Consider the following 15,815-nt stretch of genomic DNA (forward strand, 5'->3'; position numbering starts at 1 on the left):
TGGCCTTACTGCTTGAGGGTGCGGCTGGCCTCGTGGGCCTTGTCCACGGCGGCCTGGGCTTCCGGCGGCATGTAGTTCTCGTCGTGCTTGGCCAGCACTTCGCTGGCCGTGAAATTGCCGTCGGCGCCGAGCGTGCCCTGGGCCACCACGCCCTTGCCTTCGCTGAACAGGTCCGGAAGGATGCCCTTGTAGGCCACCGGAATCTCCCTGGCGGTGTCGGTCACGATGAAGCGGGCGGTGATGTCGTTGCGCTGCAGGCTGCCTTCCTTGACCAGCCCGCCGATGCGGAAGGGGCGGTCTTTGGGGGCTTCGCCGCCGGCCACCTGGGTGGGGGTGAAGAAGAACACCAGATTGCTCTGGAAGGCGTTGAGGATCAGCGTGGCGGCGATGCCGACGGCGGCGAGGCCGCCGAGCACGATGGCGAGGCGTTTCTGGCGTGGTTTCATGATCAGTCTTGGTTGTCGCGGTCGGCGGCAAGTTCCCGGCGCAGCAGGCGACGGGTATCGGAAAGGCGTTTGCGGGCCAGCAGGGCTTCGATCAACAGGGCCGCCGCAGTAACCCCGAAACTGCCCCACACATAGAAACCATAGCCTCCCATGGCGAAGAATTCGCTGGCGCTGCCCCAGTTCATCGTTGCATCTCCGGCAGTTCGGCCACCCAGGTGGCGTGTCGTTCCCGTTCGAGGATGATCGCCCGCACCCGGTAGAGGGCGATGGCGATGCTGTACATCCAGAAGGCCAGGGCCATGATCAGCATGCCCCACAGCATGGTGGTGGCCATGGTCGGGGCCTTGGTCATCGAGACGGAGGCGCCCTGGTGCAAGGTGTTCCACCACTTCACCGAGAAATAGATGATCGGCACGTTGATCACGCCCACCAGCGCCACGATGGCGCCCGCCTTGTCGGCCCGTCGCGGGTCGTCGATGGCCGAGGTGAGGGCGATGTAGCCGATGTAGAGGAAGAACAGGATCAGTTCGGAGGTGAGCCGCGCATCCCACACCCACCAGGCACCCCACATGGGCTTGCCCCACAGGGCACCGGTCCATAGGGACAGGAACGCGAACAGCGCGCCGGTGGGTGCCAGGGCGGAGCTCATCATGCCCGACAGGCGGGTGTTGAAGGTGATCCCGATGGCCGCCCAGAAGGCCATCACGCAGTAGATGAACATGGACATCCACGACGCCGGCACGTGGATGAAGATGATCCGGTAGCCCTCCCCCTGCTGGAAGTCAGTGGGAGCGACGAAGAAGCTGATCCACAGGCCGACCGCGCAGAGCACGCTGGCCAGGCCGGCAAACCAAGGCCATAAAGTGCCCGCCAGGGGGTAGAAGCTGGCTGGCGAGGCGAACTTGAACCAGTTGATCAGACGCTGACTCATGGGGTGATCCGGTTGGGTTGGGGCGGGCGCCTACTCGAGCGCAATGCGCAGGGCTGCGGTGGCTGCCCAGGGGGCGAAAAACATGCCCAGGGCGAGCAGGGCCCCGAGCAGGGACAGGTGTCCGCCTGCGCCGAGCCCGGCCAGGTCGGCCTCCACGGCGCCGGCGCCGAAAATCAGGGCCGGAATATACAGGGGCAGCACCAGCAGGGACAGCAGCACACCACCACCGCGCACGCCCAGGGTCAGGGCCGCACCGATGGCGCCAATCAGCGATAGCACCGGGGTGCCCAGCAGCAAGCTGATCATCAGGATGCCGAGGGAGCGCGCCGACAGGTCGAACTGCAGGCCCAGCACCGGCGCCAGCAGCACCAGCGGCAGCCCGGCGGTGAGCCAGTGGGCCAGCACCTTGCCGCTGACCAGCAGAGCCAATGGAGTGGGAGACAGGCTCATCTGCTCCAGGGTTCCATCCTGGTGATCGGCGGCGAACAGGCGGTTGAGGGACAGCATGGCGGCCAGCAGCGCGGCAACCCACAGTACCCCCGGGGCGATGCGGCGCAGGGTGGCGGACTCCGGCCCGATGCCCAGGGGAAACAGGCTGACCACGATCATGAAGAAGAACAGGGCGGTGAACACCTCGCTCTTGCGCCGGGCAGCGAGCAGCAGGTCGCGCCGGACGATGGCCAGGAAGGCGTTCATGCCGCGCCCTCCCGGGGTGCCGGCGGGGTGCCGAGGCGCAGGCTGGCGCCCGTACCCGCCAGCTGCACGGCCTGGTGGCTGGTGAAGATCAGCATGCCGCCGCGGGACAGGTGGTCGTCGAGGATGCTGCAGAGCTGGGCCACGGCGGCCACGTCGAGGGCCACGAAGGGTTCGTCCAGGATCCACAGGCGGGCCTGGCTGCACAGCAGGCGGGCCAGGGCGACGCGGCGCTTCTGGCCCTGGGAGAGCACCCGGGCGGGCAGGTCCTCGCGGCCTTTCAGGCCGATCCGGCGCAGGGCCGCCATGGCGGTGGCCTCGTCGAGCGGGCGACCGGCCACTGCGGCGGTGGTATGCAGGTTTTCCAGGGCGGAGAGATCTTCCTTGATGGCCGGCGCGTGGCCTAGGTAAAGCAGGCGGGCGTGGTAGTCGTCGCGCACTTCGGCGACGGGGCGTCCCTCCCATTCGATCAGGCCTTCCGCCACCGGGGCGAGGCCGGCCAGGATGCGCAGCAGGCTGGTCTTGCCGGCACCGTTGGCGCCCTCCACCTGCAGCCACTCTCCGGGGGAGACGGACAGGTCCACCGCCGAGAAGAGTCGGCGGTCGCCGCGATCGCAGGCCAGGCCGTGGGCACGGAGCATGAAAGGAAGGAGCCGGGAAGTCTGAGGACGGCGCATTCTGCCCGACCCACCCCGGTGGGTAAACCGCCTAAATCAATGAAAGCCGATGAAAGCGGGACCTGCCGGCAGGACGGCCCCGTCAGTGGCGGGCGGTGCTGGCGTAGCCTTCCGGCAGTACGGTCGGGGGAGGCGAGCCAGCGGCCTCGTTGCGCTCCCGGGAAGCGCCGGGTGTGCTGGCCGCGTCACCGACCTCGAGGATGTCCAGCACCTGGCGGGCCAGTGCCCGGCAGGCATTGCCCAGGTTGGAGGGGAGACCTTCGGGGATGGACTTCTGCAGCAGTTGTTTGGAGGCCGACAGGCTCGGGACGGGGAGCAGCAGACGGTGCTTCTGCTCACCCAGGATCTGGGCCACGCTGCGGTCGGCGGCATCTCGCGCCCAGGCGTTGGTCGGCCACTGGGAGGGCAGGCCGTAGGCGTGGCTGAAATCCTGCAGGTCACGCAGCACGGTGCGGAGATCTTCGTGGGATTCGCGGAACGGCAGCAGCACGATGTCGGCCAGGCCGTTGAGGGTGCGGTCCACCTCGGTACGGTTGCCGCCGCCGTCGATCACGCCGATCCAGCCCTGCATGGTGCGCAGCTTGCTGACCACCTTGTGCAGGGCCTCGGGCGTGCGTGCATCGGCGGTCACGTAGCGGCGCCCATCCGGCGTCAGGGGCTCCCGGGACGTATCCGTCAGCACGCAGGCGGAGCGATGGCCAAGCAGGCCGAGCCCCTGGCAGAGCATGTGGGACAGGGTCGTCTTGCCGGTGCCGCCCTTGTTGCCGATGATGCAGATGATCCGGGACATGGTGATTACCTCGTGCTGAACGCAGGACGCGATGACAACATTATTCGGCTACTAACGGCAGCGCAGAGCCCGGAATTGAGGGGCTATCCGCCGGCAATTCCCGATTTCTGCCGATAGGCCGGGCCGGCCGGGAAGTAACAGTAGAGTCGGGTGCGCCGCCGGTCATCCACTTCGACCACCGAGTCGGGCTCCACGCCATCCACCGGGAAGCTGTTGCTCACCAGCATGGCACCGGGCCGCATCTCGGCGCGGGCCTTGTGCCACACCTGGGTCATGGGGACCGGCGAGAGGAAGGCGTACACCATATCGTAGTCGCTCCAGGGAATCTGGAAGAAGTCGCCGCGGGCCAGGCTGATGGTGGGCTGGTGGCGGCTCAGCAGCAGCGACAGGGCGTAGGGGGCCGGTGCCGACTCGATGCCTTCGAGGCGGCACTCCGGGCGCAGGCGGGCCAGCGGCCGCAGCAGGGACCCGGTGCCGCTGCCGAGATCAAGCAGGTGACCCGGCCGGCCGCGGGGCAGCAGTTCGGCCACGGCAGCGGCCGTGCGCCGGTTGGACAGGAACAGGGGGACCTGGGTGCGGAAGCTGCTCCAGAACACCAGCGCGAGGACGACAAAAGCCGCCAGGTACCAGCCGGGGGCGACGCGGGCCTGCAGCGCGGCCACCGCCAGGGGCAGGAAACCCAGGTGGATCCAGCGCCACCAGGGCGCACTGCGCAACAGGATGGCGGTGAGGGTGGCGCCGGCCGCCTGTACCGTGACGAGAGGCCAGATCCCGGCCGGCAGCAGGCCGCTGCGGCCGGCGCCAAAGGCCAGGGCCGCGCCGGCGAGCTGGGCCAGGAGTGCCTTGAGGGCAGGGGGTAGAGAAGGTCTGGCCGGCATGCGTTGGCCTCCGTGCATCGGCCTCAGCGGGCGCGCCGGACGATGAAGCCGTTGTCCACCGGCTCGAAACCCAGCCGGGGGTAGAAGTTCATGGCTTCGGGTGCCGACAGCAGGATGACCGACACCTCGTCACCCAGCAGCGCCCGGCAGCGCTCGACCAGTTCCCGGCCGATGCCCTGGTGCTGACAGGCCCGGTCCACCGCCAGATCGGACAGGTAGCAGCAATAGCTGAAGTCGGTGAGGGCCCGGCACACGCCGACCAGGCGCTCACCGTCCCAGGCCGAGAGGACCAGGCTCGACTGGGCGAACATGCGGCCGATACGCTCCGCATCGTCGATGGGCCGCCGGATCCCGGAGGCCTGGAAGACGCGGACGATATCCTCGGTCCGCAGGGGAACGTCCCGACGGTAGACGATCATGATGTTGCAGTGCAGGAAAAGCAGATGACGGGGAGCATACCGGACTCCCCGTCATCTGCGGCACCCCGGCGCCGCGTCGCCCTGCTTCAGCCTGCCTCGGCCTTCCTCAGGTCTTCCTTCTTTCATCGCCGGGCCGTCCCAAGATGAAAGGCGCCCCCCTGGGGGGCAGCGAGCCGCGCCAGCGGGGAGCGTGGGGGCATCTTTCATCGCCGGGCCGTCCCAAGATGAAAGGCGCCCCCCTGGGGGGCAGCGAGCCGCGCCAGCGGGGAGCGTGGGGGCTTCCTCAGGCCGCGCGGCTGGCGCTTGCCCCGGCCGGGCCGAGGCGCGCCAGCAGGTTCTCCCGGCGCGGCGCGACCCGGGCCATGGCGGCCGCCTTGATGTGGCCGAAGCCGCGGATATCCTCCGGCAGGCTGGCCAGTTCCACCACCAGGGGCAGGCGTTCCGCGTTGAGGCCGTCCAGCACGCCCAGCAGGTCGGCTTCGTACTGGTCGATGAGGCCTCTTTCCGCCTTGCGTTCCGGGTGATAGCCGAAGGGGTCGAAGGCGGTGCCGCGCAGCCGCCTGAAGCGCGCCAGCCACTTGAAGGCGGTGAGCATCCACGGCCCGAAGACCAGCTTGCGGATACGTCCGGAATCCGGGTCCGGCCGGGCCAGGAAGGTGGGGGCCAGGTGGAAGTTGAGCTTGAAGTCGCCCTCGAAGCCGGCGTCCAGTGCCTCCCGGAAGGCCGGGTCACTGTACAGCCGGGCCACCTCGTACTCATCCTTGTAGGCCATCAGCTTGTAGAAGTAGCGGGCGACGGCTTCGCCGAGGCGCTCGCTGCTCAGGGGCGCCTCGGCGGCCCGGACCCGCGCCACCAGGTCGGTATAGCGCCGGGCGTAGGCGGCGTCCTGGTAGTCGGTGAGCAGGGCGGCGCGGCGGGCAATGCGGTCGTCCAGGGTTTCCGGGCGGATCGGGATGACCGGCGCCGGGGTGACCTCCCGCTCCACCGCATGCAGATCCACGGCGGCGCGGCGGCCCCACAGCAAGGCCTTGCGGTTCATCTCCACCGCGGCGCCGTTGAGCTCGATGGCCTTGTCCAGGCTGTCGGCGCTGACCGGCACCCAGCCCCGCTGCCAGGCGTAGCCGAGCAGGAACAGGTTGGTGGCGATGGCGTCGCCCATCAGGCGGGTGGCCAGATGCTGGGCGTCGAGGAAGTCGCAGGCCTCCTTGCCGACCGCCTCGGCGATGGCTGACTGCATCTTTTCGAGGGGGAACTGCCAGTCCGGATTGCGGGTGAATTCCGAGGTCGGGGTCTCGGCGCAGTTCACCACGCCGCGGGTGCGGCCGACCGCCATCTTGGCCAGGGCATCGACGCTGGCGGTGACCACCACGTCGCCGCCGATCACCACATTGGCCTCGCCGGCAGCAATGCGCACCGCGTGCAGGTCTTCCGGCCGGTCGGCGATGCGGATGTGGCTGAACACCGAGCCGCCCTTCTGGGCCAGGCCGGTCATGTCGAGCACCGTGACACCCTTGCCGTCCAGGTGGGCGGCCATGCCGATCAGGGCGCCGATGGTGACTACCCCGGTGCCGCCGACGCCGGTGACCAGGATGCCCCAGGGCTCCCGGGTGGCCGGCAGGCGGGGGGCGGGCAGCTTGCCGAAGCGGCTGTCGTCGGCCTGCATGGCGCGGCCCTTGCGCACCCGTCCGCCCTCGATGGTGACGAAGCTCGGGCAGAAGCCGTTCATGCAGGAGTAGTCCTTGTTGCAGGCGGACTGGTCGATCTGGCGCTTGCGGCCGAACTCGGTCTCCACCGGCAGGATGGCCATGCAGTTGGATTCCCGTCCGCAATCGCCGCAGCCCTCGCAGACCGCTTCGTTGATATAGACGCGGGTCTGCGGGTCGGGGTAGGTGCCGCGCTTCCTGCGGCGGCGCTTCTCGGCGGCGCAGGTCTGGTCGAAGACCAGGGCCGACACGCCGGGGGTGGCGCGCAGCTCGCGCTGGATCACCTCGAGTTCGTCGCGGTGGCGGATCGGGATGCCGTGGGGGATGTCGGCCACATGCCAGGGGCGGTCGGTGCCGTCGGTGACCAGCACGATGGTGTTCACCCCTTCGCCCTGCAACTGGCGCAGCAGCTTGGGCACGCTCAGGTCGCCGTCCACCGGCTGGCCGCCGGTCATCGCCACGGCGTCGTTGTAGAGGATCTTGTAGGTGATGCCGCTGCCCTGCGGCTCGCTGCCGCCGGGCCGGTTGAAGGCGGCGACTGCCTGGCGGATGGCCAGCAGGCCGGAGTGGAAGTAGGTGCCGTCACCCAGGTTGGCAAAGATGTGCGGCTCATCGACGAAGGGGGCCTGGCCGACCCAGGGTACGCCTTCGCCGCCCATGTGGGTGAAGGTGCCGGTCTTGCGGTCGGGCATGAAGGTGGCCATGTAGTGGCAGCCGATGCCGGCCATGGCGCGGCTGCCCTCGGGCACCACGGTGGAGGTGTTGTGGGGGCAGCCGGGGCAGAAGGTGGGCACCCGGTCGATGGCGAAGACACGCCGCCCCAGGGCTGTCTCCTTGGCCTGCAGGAAGGCCAGGCGGGCCTCGATGCGCTCCGAGGTGAAGAAGCGCCCGATGCGCGCGGCGATGACCCGGGCGATCATCGCCGGGGTCAGTTCGCCGGCGGCCGGCAGCAGCCATTCACCGTGATCGACGGTGGCGCGGCCGTCAGGGCCGAGCGTGGTGAGCAGCGACCATTCGCCCTTTTCGTCGAACTTGCCGATGACCCGCGGGCGCACGTCCTCGCGCCAGTTGTAGAGCTCTTCCTTGAGCTGGTATTCGATCAGCTGGCGCTTTTCCTCGATCACCAGGATCTCGTCCAGGCCCTCGGCGAAGTGGCGCACGCCCTCTGCCTCGAGCGGCCACACCATGCCCACCTTGTACAGGCGGATGCCGATCTCGGCGGCCAGCTGTGCGTCGATGCCCAGGTCGTCGAAGGCCTGGCGCACATCCAGGTAGCTCTTGCCGGAGGTGATGATGCCCAGGCGCGGCTGCGGCGAGTCGATGATGATGCGGTTGAGGCCATTGGCCCGGCAGTAGGCCAGGGCGGCATACAGCTTGGCGTGGAGCAGGCGCTTCTCCTGCACCAGCGGCGGGTCGGGCCAGCGGATGTTGAGACCGTCTGGCGGCAGGGCGAAATCCTCGGGGGTCTTGGTGGTGACGCGCAGCGGATCCACATCCACCGAAGCCGAGGTCTCCACCGTGTCGGCCAGCGCCTTGAAGGCCACCCAGCAGCCTGAATAGCGGGACAGGGCCCAGCCATGCACGCCGAAGTCGAGATACTCCTGCACCCCGGCTGGCGCCAGCACCGGCATCATCATCGACTTGAAGAAGTGGTCGGTCTGGTGGGGCAGGGTGGATGACTTGGCCGCGTGGTCGTCGCCGGCGATCACCAGCACGCCGCCGTATTGCGAGCTGCCCGCCGCATTGGCGTGGCGGAACACGTCGCCGCAGCGGTCCACCCCGGGGCCCTTGCCGTACCACATGGCAAACACACCCTGCACGCGGGCCTTGGGCGACAGGGCGACCTGCTGGCTGCCCCACACGGTGGTGGCGGCCATGTCCTCGTTGATGCCTGGCTGGAAGACGATGTCGTGGCTGGCCAGGTGCTCCCTGGCCTTCCACAGGGACTGGTCCAGCCCGCCCAGGGGCGAACCCCGGTAGCCGGAGACGAAGCCGGCGGTGTTCAGGCCGGCGGCCCGGTCGCGGTCGCGCTGGATCATCAGGAGACGCACGAGCGCCTGGTAGCCGGTCAGGTAGACGCGGCCGGAGGTGGTGTATTTGCTGTCGATCAGCGCATTGCCTGCGCCGGACGGGGAGAGTGCGCGGACGGGGTCCTGCTCGGCCATGGTGGGGCTCCTCACAAAAATTGTGTTTTTGATCCGCTCGCGGGGAGAGCCTTGTGGGCCCGGCCGCAGAGGTGCTGCAAGGAAAGCCTAGGGGGTGCCGGACGGCGGTTCAATGCTTGGATACCCTAATGCGTGATCGGGTTCCGGCCGGATGATGGCTTAACATAGGCAACCTGGCAGGCCGGCGCTGGGACCGTCGGCCATTCACCTGCCCTGCATCCTGGACCCTGACCCTTGGAAACACGCCTGCCATCGCTGAATGAAACGGGTATTCCGGACTCCCGGACCCGTGTCCTGCTGCGCGCACTGGGGTGGAGGCTCCGCCATCTGTGGTGGCTCAAGGCCGGGGGGACCACCCTGTTCATGACGGCCTTCTTTGCGGCCTACCTCGAGCTGCTGCACCGGCCCTGGTACCCGGTGACACAGATGCCGCTCACCTGGCTGGACCGCCAGGTGGATTTCCAGCCCTGGGCGCTGGTGGCCTACGCGTCCCTGTGGATCTACGTGTCCCTGCCACCGGCCCTGGCTGCCAGCCGGGCACGGCTGTTCAGTTACGGCTGGCATATCGGCAGCCTGTGCGTGGCCGGGCTGCTGATCTTCGTGTTGTGGCCCACGGCTGTTCCGCCGGCCGCCGTCGATTGGGGGCTGTACCCGGGCTATGCCTTGCTCAAGGGCATCGACAAGGGCGGCAATGCCTGCCCCTCCCTGCATGTGGCCACGGCCCTGTACTCCTGCCTGTGGCTGGCGCGGGAACTGCGTGACCTGGGGGGCGGGCCGCAGCTGCGCCTGGCCAACTGGATATGGTGTGGGTTGATCGTGTTCTCGACCCTCGCCACCAAGCAGCACGTCAGTCTCGATGTGCTGGCCGGCGTGTTGCTGGCACTGGCCGTTGCAGCCCTCTCGCCCGGCCTGCGGAGGGCTGGCGGAGCAGCATGAACGGGGCTGGCGCGCGGGAGTGGCGGGGAGCCCGGGATTGGGGTATAACCCGCGCGGGCTTCCGCTCGAAATGGGGCGCGGCAGGTGTCAAACAATGCAATATGAATACTTTGCGAAGGCTGCCGTGCAATGAATGAATGCGATGTTCTGGTGATCGGCGGAGGGCCGGCCGGGTGTTCCGTTGCCCCCCTGCTGGCGCGCAAGGGGTACCGGGTCGTGCTGCTCGAAAAGGCGCACCATCCGCGCTTCCACATTGGCGAGTCCCTGCTGCCGGCCAACCTGCCCCTGCTCGAGCAGCTCGGGGTGGCCGACGAGGTGCGGGCCATCGGCATGGAGAAATGGGGGGCGGAATTCGTCTCCCCCTGGCATGCCCATGGCCAGGAGTTCCAATTTGCCGATGCCTGGAACAAGAGCCAGCCCAATGCTTATCAGGTCAAGCGGGCTGAGTTCGACCACATCCTGATCCGCAACGCGGCCCGTGAGGGCGTCGAGGTGATCGAGGGCTGCAAGGTGCGCGCCGTCGATTTCCAGCCTGACGGAGCGGGCGCCGTGGTGGGCGCCGTCTATGACGACGGACGCGAGGAAAGCTGGAAGGCCCGCTTCGTGGTCGATGCCTCCGGGCGCGATACCTTCCTGGCCAACCGCTTCCAGATCAAGCACCGTAACCCGCGTCACAATAGTGCGGCAATGTATGCCCATTTTGCTGGGGCGCGGCGCAATGCAGGGCAGGCCGAAGGGAACATCACCATCTTCTGGTTCGAACACGGCTGGTTCTGGTTCATCCCCCTGTCCGACGGCTCGACCAGCGTGGGCGCCACGGTGTGGCCTTACTACATGAAGACGCGTGCCGGGCGCAGCCTGGGCCAGTTCCTGATGGACACCATCGCGATGTGCCCGCCCCTGGCGGAGCGCCTGAGCAAGGCCGCGATGGTCACCGAGGCCGAGGCCACCGGCAACTTCTCGTATGTCTCCGAACGCAACCACGGCCCCAACTACCTGCTGCTGGGCGATGCCTATGCCTTCATCGACCCCGTGTTCTCCTCCGGGGTGATGCTGGCCATGAACAGTGGCTTCGAGGGCGCCAAGGCCATCGACGCCTGCCTGTCCCGCCCGGCCGAATCCGCCGCCGCGCTGCAGGCGTTCGACCGGGCCATGAGGCACGGGCCGGAGGTCTTCTCCTGGTTCATCTACCGCATCACCAACCCCACCATGCGGGACATCTTCATGGCCCCGCGGAATATCTTCCGGGTCAAGGAGGCCTTGCTGTCGGTGCTGGCCGGCGACATCTTCGGCTCCACCCCGATCTGGCGCGGGCTGCGCATCTTCAAGGTGATCTACTACCTGTCCTTCCTGGGCAATTTCCGCCAGTCCCTGGCCGGCTGGCGCGCCCGCAGGGTCAATATCCGGCCGGTGGACGAAGCCGGGCTGGGGGGCCGCCGATGAGGCCTGAATGCGGCCGGCTGCACCGCTTCCTGCCTGAAGCCTCGCTGGCTGGCGATGGGGAAGGCCCGGCCATGCTGGGCGCTTCCCGGGTCGGGCTGCAGGTGCCGGCGGATTCCGTTCCCGGCCTCCCGACCCAGCACATCCTTGCCCCGCTGCTCGACGGGGCGCCGGTCGAGGCCTGGTTCGGCCGTGGCGCCTGCCGCACCGGGAAAGCCCATGGGGTGAGCTTCCGCTGCGACGGCGAACTCCTGTTCGGCGTGATTGAGCTGGCCGAGGCGGCTTTTGCCGGCGACGCGGTGGCGACACCCCTGCAGCAGGCCGGTCAGCAGGCTTACGGGAGTCTGTTCCGGGTGCTGGCCGAGGAGGGTTTCCCGCACCTGTGGCGGGTCTGGAACTACCTGGGCGACATCAACGGCGAGACGATGGGTCTCGAGCGTTATCGCCAGTTCAATATCGGCCGCCATCAGGCCTTCGAGGCCGCCGGTCGCCTGGACATGGACAGCATCCCGGCGGCCAGTGCGCTGGGGGTGGCCGGCGGCCCCCTCAGCATTGCCTTCCTGGCGGGCCGGGTTCCTGCGCAGCCCGTCGAGAACCCCCGCCAGATGAGCGCCTATCGTTACCCCGCCGAGTACGGGCCGCGCAGCCCGACCTTTTCGCGGGCCGCCCTCGGCCGCCTGTCCGGCGAGGAATGGCTGTTCGTGTCCGGAACGGCCAGTATCGTCGGCCACCACAGCGTCCACCATGGTGATCCGGTGGCCCAGACCCGGGAGATCGTCGCCAACCTGGAGGCGCTGCTGGCCGAGGCCAGCCGCAGGACGGACGGGCCGGCCTATCGCCTCGACGAGCTGAGCGCCCGCGTCTATGTGCGTCACCCCGAGGACTATCCGGCCGTGCGGGCCGAACTGGCCGGCGCCCTCGGCGCTGCGGCACCGGTGGTCTACCTGCAGGCCGATGTGTGCCGTGCCGATCTCCTCGTCGAGGTGGAGGCTCAGGCCTGCCACCTCCTGACCTGAGTTCCGCATGCACCTGCTCCGCGTGTTCCCCCTCCTGTTGAGTTGCTCCACCGTCATGGCGGGGCAGGCGGCCGTCGCCGCGCCGGGAGCCGAGAACGCAGAGAGCGCCGGGAAACCCCTCTGGGAGGTGGGGGCCGGAGTCGGCGTGCTCAGCCTGCCGGCGTGGCGGGGCAGCGATGACACCCGCAGCTATGTGCTGCCGGTACCGTATTTCATCTATCACGGAAAATACCTGCGGGCCGACCGCCACGGGGTCCGCGGGGTGCTCTTCGACAGTGACCGGGTGGACCTGGGCATCAGCCTGGCCGCTGCACCCCCCGTCGGGAGCGACCGGAGCCGTGCCCGGGCTGGCATGGCCGATCTGGATGCCACCGCCGAGATCGGGCCGCAGCTCGACCTGACCCTCTGGCGCAGTGACGACCGGGAGCGCCAGCTCAAGCTGCTCCTGCCGCTGCGCAGTGCCTTCACCCTGAGCAGCCCGCCGCGCCAGGCGGGCTGGGTGTTTTCCCCGGCGCTCAACCTGGACGTAGGTGACCTGGCGGCCTTGCCGGGGTGGCGGCTCGGGCTGCGCAGCGGGCCGATCTTCGCCACCCGCCGCCAGCACGCCTACTACTACCAGGTGAGCCCCGCCGAGGCCACCGCCACCCGCCCCGCCTACGAGGCCGGTGGCGGCTACAGCGGGAGCCAGTTCCTGGCCTCCCTGTCGCGGCGCTACCCGGGCTACTGGGTCGGTGGCTATGTCCGCTACGATGCCCTGCAGGGCGCGGCCTTCGAGGACAGTCCGCTGGTGGCGCGCAGCCACTACCTGGCCATGGGGGTCGCCGTGGCGTGGATCCTGGGCGAATCCGCAGAGCGCGTGAGCGTCGATGACTAGGCCGCTGTCCCGCCTTGGCCGCGGCCTGTGGACGGCCTATGAATACCTGGCCATGGTGCTGGGGCTGGGCGTGCTGGCGGTGTTGTGTCTGAGCTGGCTGCCGTTCGCCCTGCTGTGCGGCGTCCTGCCCCGGCGGGCCGGGACCTTCGTCGGGCGGATGGCGATCATGATCGGCTTCCGGATCTACCTGAATTTCCTGACGATCTTCTGCGCCTGCCGCTTCGATCTGCGGGCCCTCGATGCCCTGCGCCAGGAGCGTCCCCTGATCCTGGTGGCCAACCATCCCTCCCTGCTCGACGTGGTGATGATCGTGTCACGCCTGCCCGACGCAGTCTGTGTGATGAAGGCGGCACTGATGGACAACATCCTGCTGGGGGCGGCTGCCCGGCTGGCCCGGTATATCCGCAACGATTCGCCGATGCGGATGGTCCGTGGTGCCCGCAGCGAGTTGCAGCGGGGCGCGCACCTGGTGATCTTCCCCGAGGGCTCGCGGACCCAGTGCTTTCCCTTCGACACCTGCACCAACGCGGCGGGCCTGATCGCCAGCAGCGCGAAGGTGCCGGTGCAGACGCTGCTCATCGAGTTCAGCTCCCCCTACCTGGGCAAGGCCTGGCCGCTGTTCCGCAAGCCCGAGCTGCCGTTGCGTTTCAGTATCCGGCTGGGGCGGCGTTTTGAGCCGCCGGAGCACGGGCGTGCCTTTGCCGGTGTCCTCGAAGCCTATTTCCGCGAAGAACTCGCCGGCCCGGCCGAGGCCTCCCGGCAGTCAGCCTCCCGTCAAGAAAGCCCCGCGTCGTGATGATCCAAGCCTCGGCCACCCACCTGGTCCTGATCCCAAGCTACAACCCCGGCCCCAAGGTCGATGAAACGGTGCGCGAGGCGCGCCGGTACTGGAACCCGGTGTGGGTCGTGGTGGATGGCAGCACGGACGGCAGCACTGCGCGCCTGCGGGCGATGGCGGCGGCGGATGCCGGCCTGCGGGTGATCGAGCTGCCGGTCAATCGTGGCAAGGGCTCGGCGGTGCTGGAGGGGCTGCGTGCCGCCACCGCCGAAGGCTTTACGCATGTGCTGACGATGGATTCCGACGGCCAGCACCCGGCGCCCTGCATCCCGGAGTTCATGGCCGTCTCGGCCCGCCACCCCGACTGCATGGTGCTGGGCAAGCCGGTGTTCGATGCAGCGGCGCCCAGCCTGCGGGTGAAGGGCCGTGAGATCTCCAACTGGTGGGCCAATCTCGAGACCCTGTGGATGGGTATCGGCGATTCGCTGTTCGGCTTCCGCATCTATCCGATCGGGCCGCTGGAGAAGATCATGCGCAGCCAGCGCTGGATGCGTCGCTTCGACTTTGATCCGGAGGCGGTGGTGCGCCTGGCCTGGGCGGGGGTGCCCCCGATCAACCTGCCGGCGCCGGTGCGCTACTTCAGGGCCGACGAGGGCGGGGTGTCGCACTTCCGTTATTTCCGCGACAACCGCCTGCTCACCTGGATGCACACCCGGCTGTTCATCGGCTTCTTATGGCGTCTGCCGCGCCTGCTCGGGCGCCGGCTGGTCGGGCGCTGAGCGCCCTGGCACGGGTAGTCCCATGCGCGGCAGCCAGCGGCGCAGCCCGGGGGTGGTGACCACGGTGCTGACGATGGCCATCAGGACCAGCATGGTGAACATGTCCTGGGAGATCACGCCCAGGTCGTAGCCCACGTTGATGACGATCAGCTCCATCAGCGCCCGCGTGTTCATCATGATGCCCAGCACGCTGGACTCCGCGTGGCCGAGGCCGCAGCTGCGCGCTGCCACGTAGGTGCCGCCGAACTTGCCGAGGGTCGCCAGCAGCGTGGTGAGGATGCACCAGCCCCACAGGCTGGCTGTATCGAGCCCGCCGATATTGGTGCGCAGGCCGGTATAGGTGAAGAAGATGGGAAGGAAGAAGACGCTCACGAAATGGCCGATGCGCTCCTTCCAGGCCTTCACCAGCTCGTGTTCGTCGTGCACCAGCACGCCCATCACGAAGCCGCCGAAGATGGCGAAGATGCCCAGCTTGTAGGTGGCCATGGCGCACAGGAAGATGGCCGCCAGCAGCAGACCCATCAGGTGCGGCGAGAGGTGGCCGTGGTGGCGCGTGCGGCGCACCGCCAGCTTCATCAGGGGGCGCAGGCCGTACCACGCGACCGCCATGACGAGCGCCACCAGCACGACCTTGGTGCCGAACTCCAGGGCATCGAAGCGGGACAGGGTGAGGGTGGTGACCAGGGCCAGCAGCAGCCAGCCGACCACGTCGTTGATGGCCGCCGCGCTGATCGCGATGACCCCGATGGGGCGCCGGGTCAGCTCGAACTCGATCATGATCCGGCCGAGGATGGGCAGGGCGGTGATCGAAAATGCGGTGGCGATGAACAGCCCGGAAGCCAGCCGGTCGGCCTGCGGCGACAGCTCGGGCGCCGACACCCAGCCGAAGGTCAGCCCCAGCGCGAAGGGCGCGGCCAGTCCGGCCAGGGCGACGCGGCTTACTGCCTTGCGGTTGTGGCGCTCCGACAGGTGAGAGAAATCGAACTCGATGCCGATCTGGAACATCAGCAGGATCAGGCCGATCTGCGACAGGATCTGCATGGGCTCCGGCGGCGCCGAGCGGAACACGTAATCGAACACGTCCGGGGCCAGCAGGCCGAACAGGGATGGCCCGAGCAGGATGCCGATGATGATCTCGCCGACCGCCGGCGACTGGCCGACCCGCTTGGCGAGGATGCCGCCGATGCGCCCGGCGAGGACGATCACCGTGAGCTGCAGCAGGGTGAAGAACAGCGTCGCCTCGGTCTTGTGGACCGAGATGCTGGCGGCCAGCTGGTGCCCGGTGCTCAT

Annotated in this window: 16 protein-coding genes; 6 read left to right on the plus strand and 10 right to left on the minus strand. The window is 68.5% G+C overall.

The genetic code is table 11. The features are described from left to right. Positions 1–5: 5 nt before the first annotated feature. The 9 genes from ccmE to HHL15_RS08715 all read right to left on the minus strand — a co-directional run bounded on the left by ccmE (position 6) and on the right by HHL15_RS08715 (position 8,702). Positions 6–446, minus strand: a complete 441-nt coding sequence (gene ccmE, locus HHL15_RS08675; protein WP_169145362.1) for a cytochrome c maturation protein CcmE — start codon at positions 444–446, stop codon at positions 6–8. Positions 447–448: 2 nt separating this feature from the next. Next, positions 449–631 carry a heme exporter protein CcmD gene (ccmD, locus tag HHL15_RS08680; RefSeq protein ID WP_169145363.1) on the minus strand — a complete coding sequence of 61 codons (183 nt, stop codon included), beginning with the start codon at positions 629–631 and terminating at the stop codon, positions 449–451. Next, a complete protein-coding gene (ccmC, locus tag HHL15_RS08685; RefSeq protein WP_169145364.1) occupies positions 628–1,377 on the minus strand; it encodes a heme ABC transporter permease CcmC in 750 nt (249 codons plus the stop codon). The genes ccmD and ccmC overlap by 4 nt, the downstream gene beginning before the upstream one ends. A gap of 30 nt (positions 1,378–1,407) precedes the next feature. After that, on the minus strand, positions 1,408–2,073 hold the full coding sequence (ccmB, locus tag HHL15_RS08690) for a heme exporter protein CcmB (protein WP_169145365.1): 666 nt from the start codon (positions 2,071–2,073) through the stop codon (positions 1,408–1,410). Next, on the minus strand, positions 2,070–2,747 hold the full coding sequence (gene ccmA, locus HHL15_RS08695) for a cytochrome c biogenesis heme-transporting ATPase CcmA (protein ID WP_408065722.1): 678 nt from the start codon (positions 2,745–2,747) through the stop codon (positions 2,070–2,072). The genes ccmB and ccmA overlap by 4 nt, the downstream gene beginning before the upstream one ends. Before the next feature lie 82 nt (positions 2,748–2,829). Further along, a complete protein-coding gene (locus HHL15_RS08700; RefSeq protein WP_235943293.1) occupies positions 2,830–3,537 on the minus strand; it encodes a nucleotide-binding protein in 708 nt (235 codons plus the stop codon). Positions 3,538–3,620: 83 nt separating this feature from the next. Next, positions 3,621–4,415, minus strand: a complete 795-nt coding sequence (locus HHL15_RS08705; RefSeq protein WP_169145367.1) for a class I SAM-dependent methyltransferase — start codon at positions 4,413–4,415, stop codon at positions 3,621–3,623. Between the two features lie 23 nt (positions 4,416–4,438). Next, positions 4,439–4,834: a GNAT family N-acetyltransferase gene (locus tag HHL15_RS08710; RefSeq protein WP_169145368.1), complete on the minus strand. Its 396-nt coding sequence runs from the start codon at positions 4,832–4,834 to the stop codon at positions 4,439–4,441. 283 nt (positions 4,835–5,117) lie between these two features. Next, positions 5,118–8,702 carry an indolepyruvate ferredoxin oxidoreductase family protein gene (locus HHL15_RS08715; RefSeq protein ID WP_169145369.1) on the minus strand — a complete coding sequence of 1,195 codons (3,585 nt, stop codon included), beginning with the start codon at positions 8,700–8,702 and terminating at the stop codon, positions 5,118–5,120. A 234-nt stretch (positions 8,703–8,936) separates the two neighbouring features. On the opposite strand from HHL15_RS08715, the gene HHL15_RS08720 reads away from it, so the two are divergent. The 6 genes from HHL15_RS08720 to HHL15_RS08745 all read left to right on the plus strand — a co-directional run bounded on the left by HHL15_RS08720 (position 8,937) and on the right by HHL15_RS08745 (position 14,525). Beyond that, positions 8,937–9,638: a phosphatase PAP2 family protein gene (locus HHL15_RS08720; RefSeq protein ID WP_235943294.1), complete on the plus strand. Its 702-nt coding sequence runs from the start codon at positions 8,937–8,939 to the stop codon at positions 9,636–9,638. A gap of 129 nt (positions 9,639–9,767) precedes the next feature. Then, complete coding sequence (locus HHL15_RS08725; RefSeq protein WP_169145370.1) at positions 9,768–11,081, plus strand: NAD(P)/FAD-dependent oxidoreductase; 1,314 nt, start codon at positions 9,768–9,770, stop codon at positions 11,079–11,081. Then, positions 11,078–12,094, plus strand: a complete 1,017-nt coding sequence (locus tag HHL15_RS08730) for a chorismate transformation enzyme, FkbO/Hyg5 family (protein WP_235943295.1) — start codon at positions 11,078–11,080, stop codon at positions 12,092–12,094. Before HHL15_RS08725 ends, HHL15_RS08730 begins: the two co-directional genes overlap by 4 nt. A gap of 7 nt (positions 12,095–12,101) precedes the next feature. After that, on the plus strand, positions 12,102–12,968 hold the full coding sequence (locus HHL15_RS08735; RefSeq protein WP_235943296.1) for a MipA/OmpV family protein: 867 nt from the start codon (positions 12,102–12,104) through the stop codon (positions 12,966–12,968). After that, positions 12,961–13,764, plus strand: coding sequence for a lysophospholipid acyltransferase family protein (locus HHL15_RS08740; protein WP_169145371.1), 804 nt, complete (start codon positions 12,961–12,963; stop codon positions 13,762–13,764). Before HHL15_RS08735 ends, HHL15_RS08740 begins: the two co-directional genes overlap by 8 nt. Then, positions 13,764–14,525 carry a glycosyltransferase family 2 protein gene (locus HHL15_RS08745; RefSeq protein WP_169145468.1) on the plus strand — a complete coding sequence of 254 codons (762 nt, stop codon included), beginning with the start codon at positions 13,764–13,766 and terminating at the stop codon, positions 14,523–14,525. The genes HHL15_RS08740 and HHL15_RS08745 overlap by 1 nt, the downstream gene beginning before the upstream one ends. Here the strand turns inward: HHL15_RS08745 and HHL15_RS08750 are convergent. Beyond that, positions 14,478–15,815 (minus strand): cation:proton antiporter, encoded by a 1,338-nt coding sequence (locus HHL15_RS08750; protein ID WP_169145372.1) that lies wholly within the window; start codon positions 15,813–15,815, stop codon positions 14,478–14,480. The genes HHL15_RS08745 and HHL15_RS08750 overlap by 48 nt on opposite strands.

Origin of the sequence: Zoogloea dura (genome assembly GCF_012927165.1) — a bacterium.
Taxonomy (GTDB): Bacteria; Pseudomonadota; Gammaproteobacteria; order Burkholderiales; family Rhodocyclaceae; genus Zoogloea; species Zoogloea dura.

Excerpts from the sequence above, each read along its gene's own strand:
- HHL15_RS08725 (WP_169145370.1), top strand. The coding sequence starts at position 9,768 with ATGAATGAATGCGATGTTCTGGTGATCGGCGGAGGGCCGGCCGGGTGT.
- HHL15_RS08745 (WP_169145468.1), top strand. The coding sequence starts at position 13,764 with ATGATCCAAGCCTCGGCCACCCACCTGGTCCTGATCCCAAGCTACAAC.
- ccmA (WP_408065722.1), bottom strand. The coding sequence starts at position 2,747 with ATGCGCCGTCCTCAGACTTCCCGGCTCCTTCCTTTCATGCTCCGTGCC.
- ccmE (WP_169145362.1), bottom strand. The coding sequence starts at position 446 with ATGAAACCACGCCAGAAACGCCTCGCCATCGTGCTCGGCGGCCTCGCC.
- ccmD (WP_169145363.1), bottom strand. The coding sequence starts at position 631 with ATGAACTGGGGCAGCGCCAGCGAATTCTTCGCCATGGGAGGCTATGGT.
- HHL15_RS08705 (WP_169145367.1), bottom strand. The coding sequence starts at position 4,415 with ATGCCGGCCAGACCTTCTCTACCCCCTGCCCTCAAGGCACTCCTGGCC.
- HHL15_RS08740 (WP_169145371.1), top strand. The coding sequence starts at position 12,961 with ATGACTAGGCCGCTGTCCCGCCTTGGCCGCGGCCTGTGGACGGCCTAT.
- HHL15_RS08730 (WP_235943295.1), top strand. The coding sequence starts at position 11,078 with ATGAGGCCTGAATGCGGCCGGCTGCACCGCTTCCTGCCTGAAGCCTCG.
- HHL15_RS08735 (WP_235943296.1), top strand. The coding sequence starts at position 12,102 with ATGCACCTGCTCCGCGTGTTCCCCCTCCTGTTGAGTTGCTCCACCGTC.
- HHL15_RS08700 (WP_235943293.1), bottom strand. The coding sequence starts at position 3,537 with ATGTCCCGGATCATCTGCATCATCGGCAACAAGGGCGGCACCGGCAAG.
- HHL15_RS08750 (WP_169145372.1), bottom strand. The coding sequence starts at position 15,815 with ATGAGCACCGGGCACCAGCTGGCCGCCAGCATCTCGGTCCACAAGACC.
- ccmC (WP_169145364.1), bottom strand. The coding sequence starts at position 1,377 with ATGAGTCAGCGTCTGATCAACTGGTTCAAGTTCGCCTCGCCAGCCAGC.
- HHL15_RS08710 (WP_169145368.1), bottom strand. The coding sequence starts at position 4,834 with ATGATCGTCTACCGTCGGGACGTTCCCCTGCGGACCGAGGATATCGTC.
- HHL15_RS08715 (WP_169145369.1), bottom strand. The coding sequence starts at position 8,702 with ATGGCCGAGCAGGACCCCGTCCGCGCACTCTCCCCGTCCGGCGCAGGC.
- ccmB (WP_169145365.1), bottom strand. The coding sequence starts at position 2,073 with ATGAACGCCTTCCTGGCCATCGTCCGGCGCGACCTGCTGCTCGCTGCC.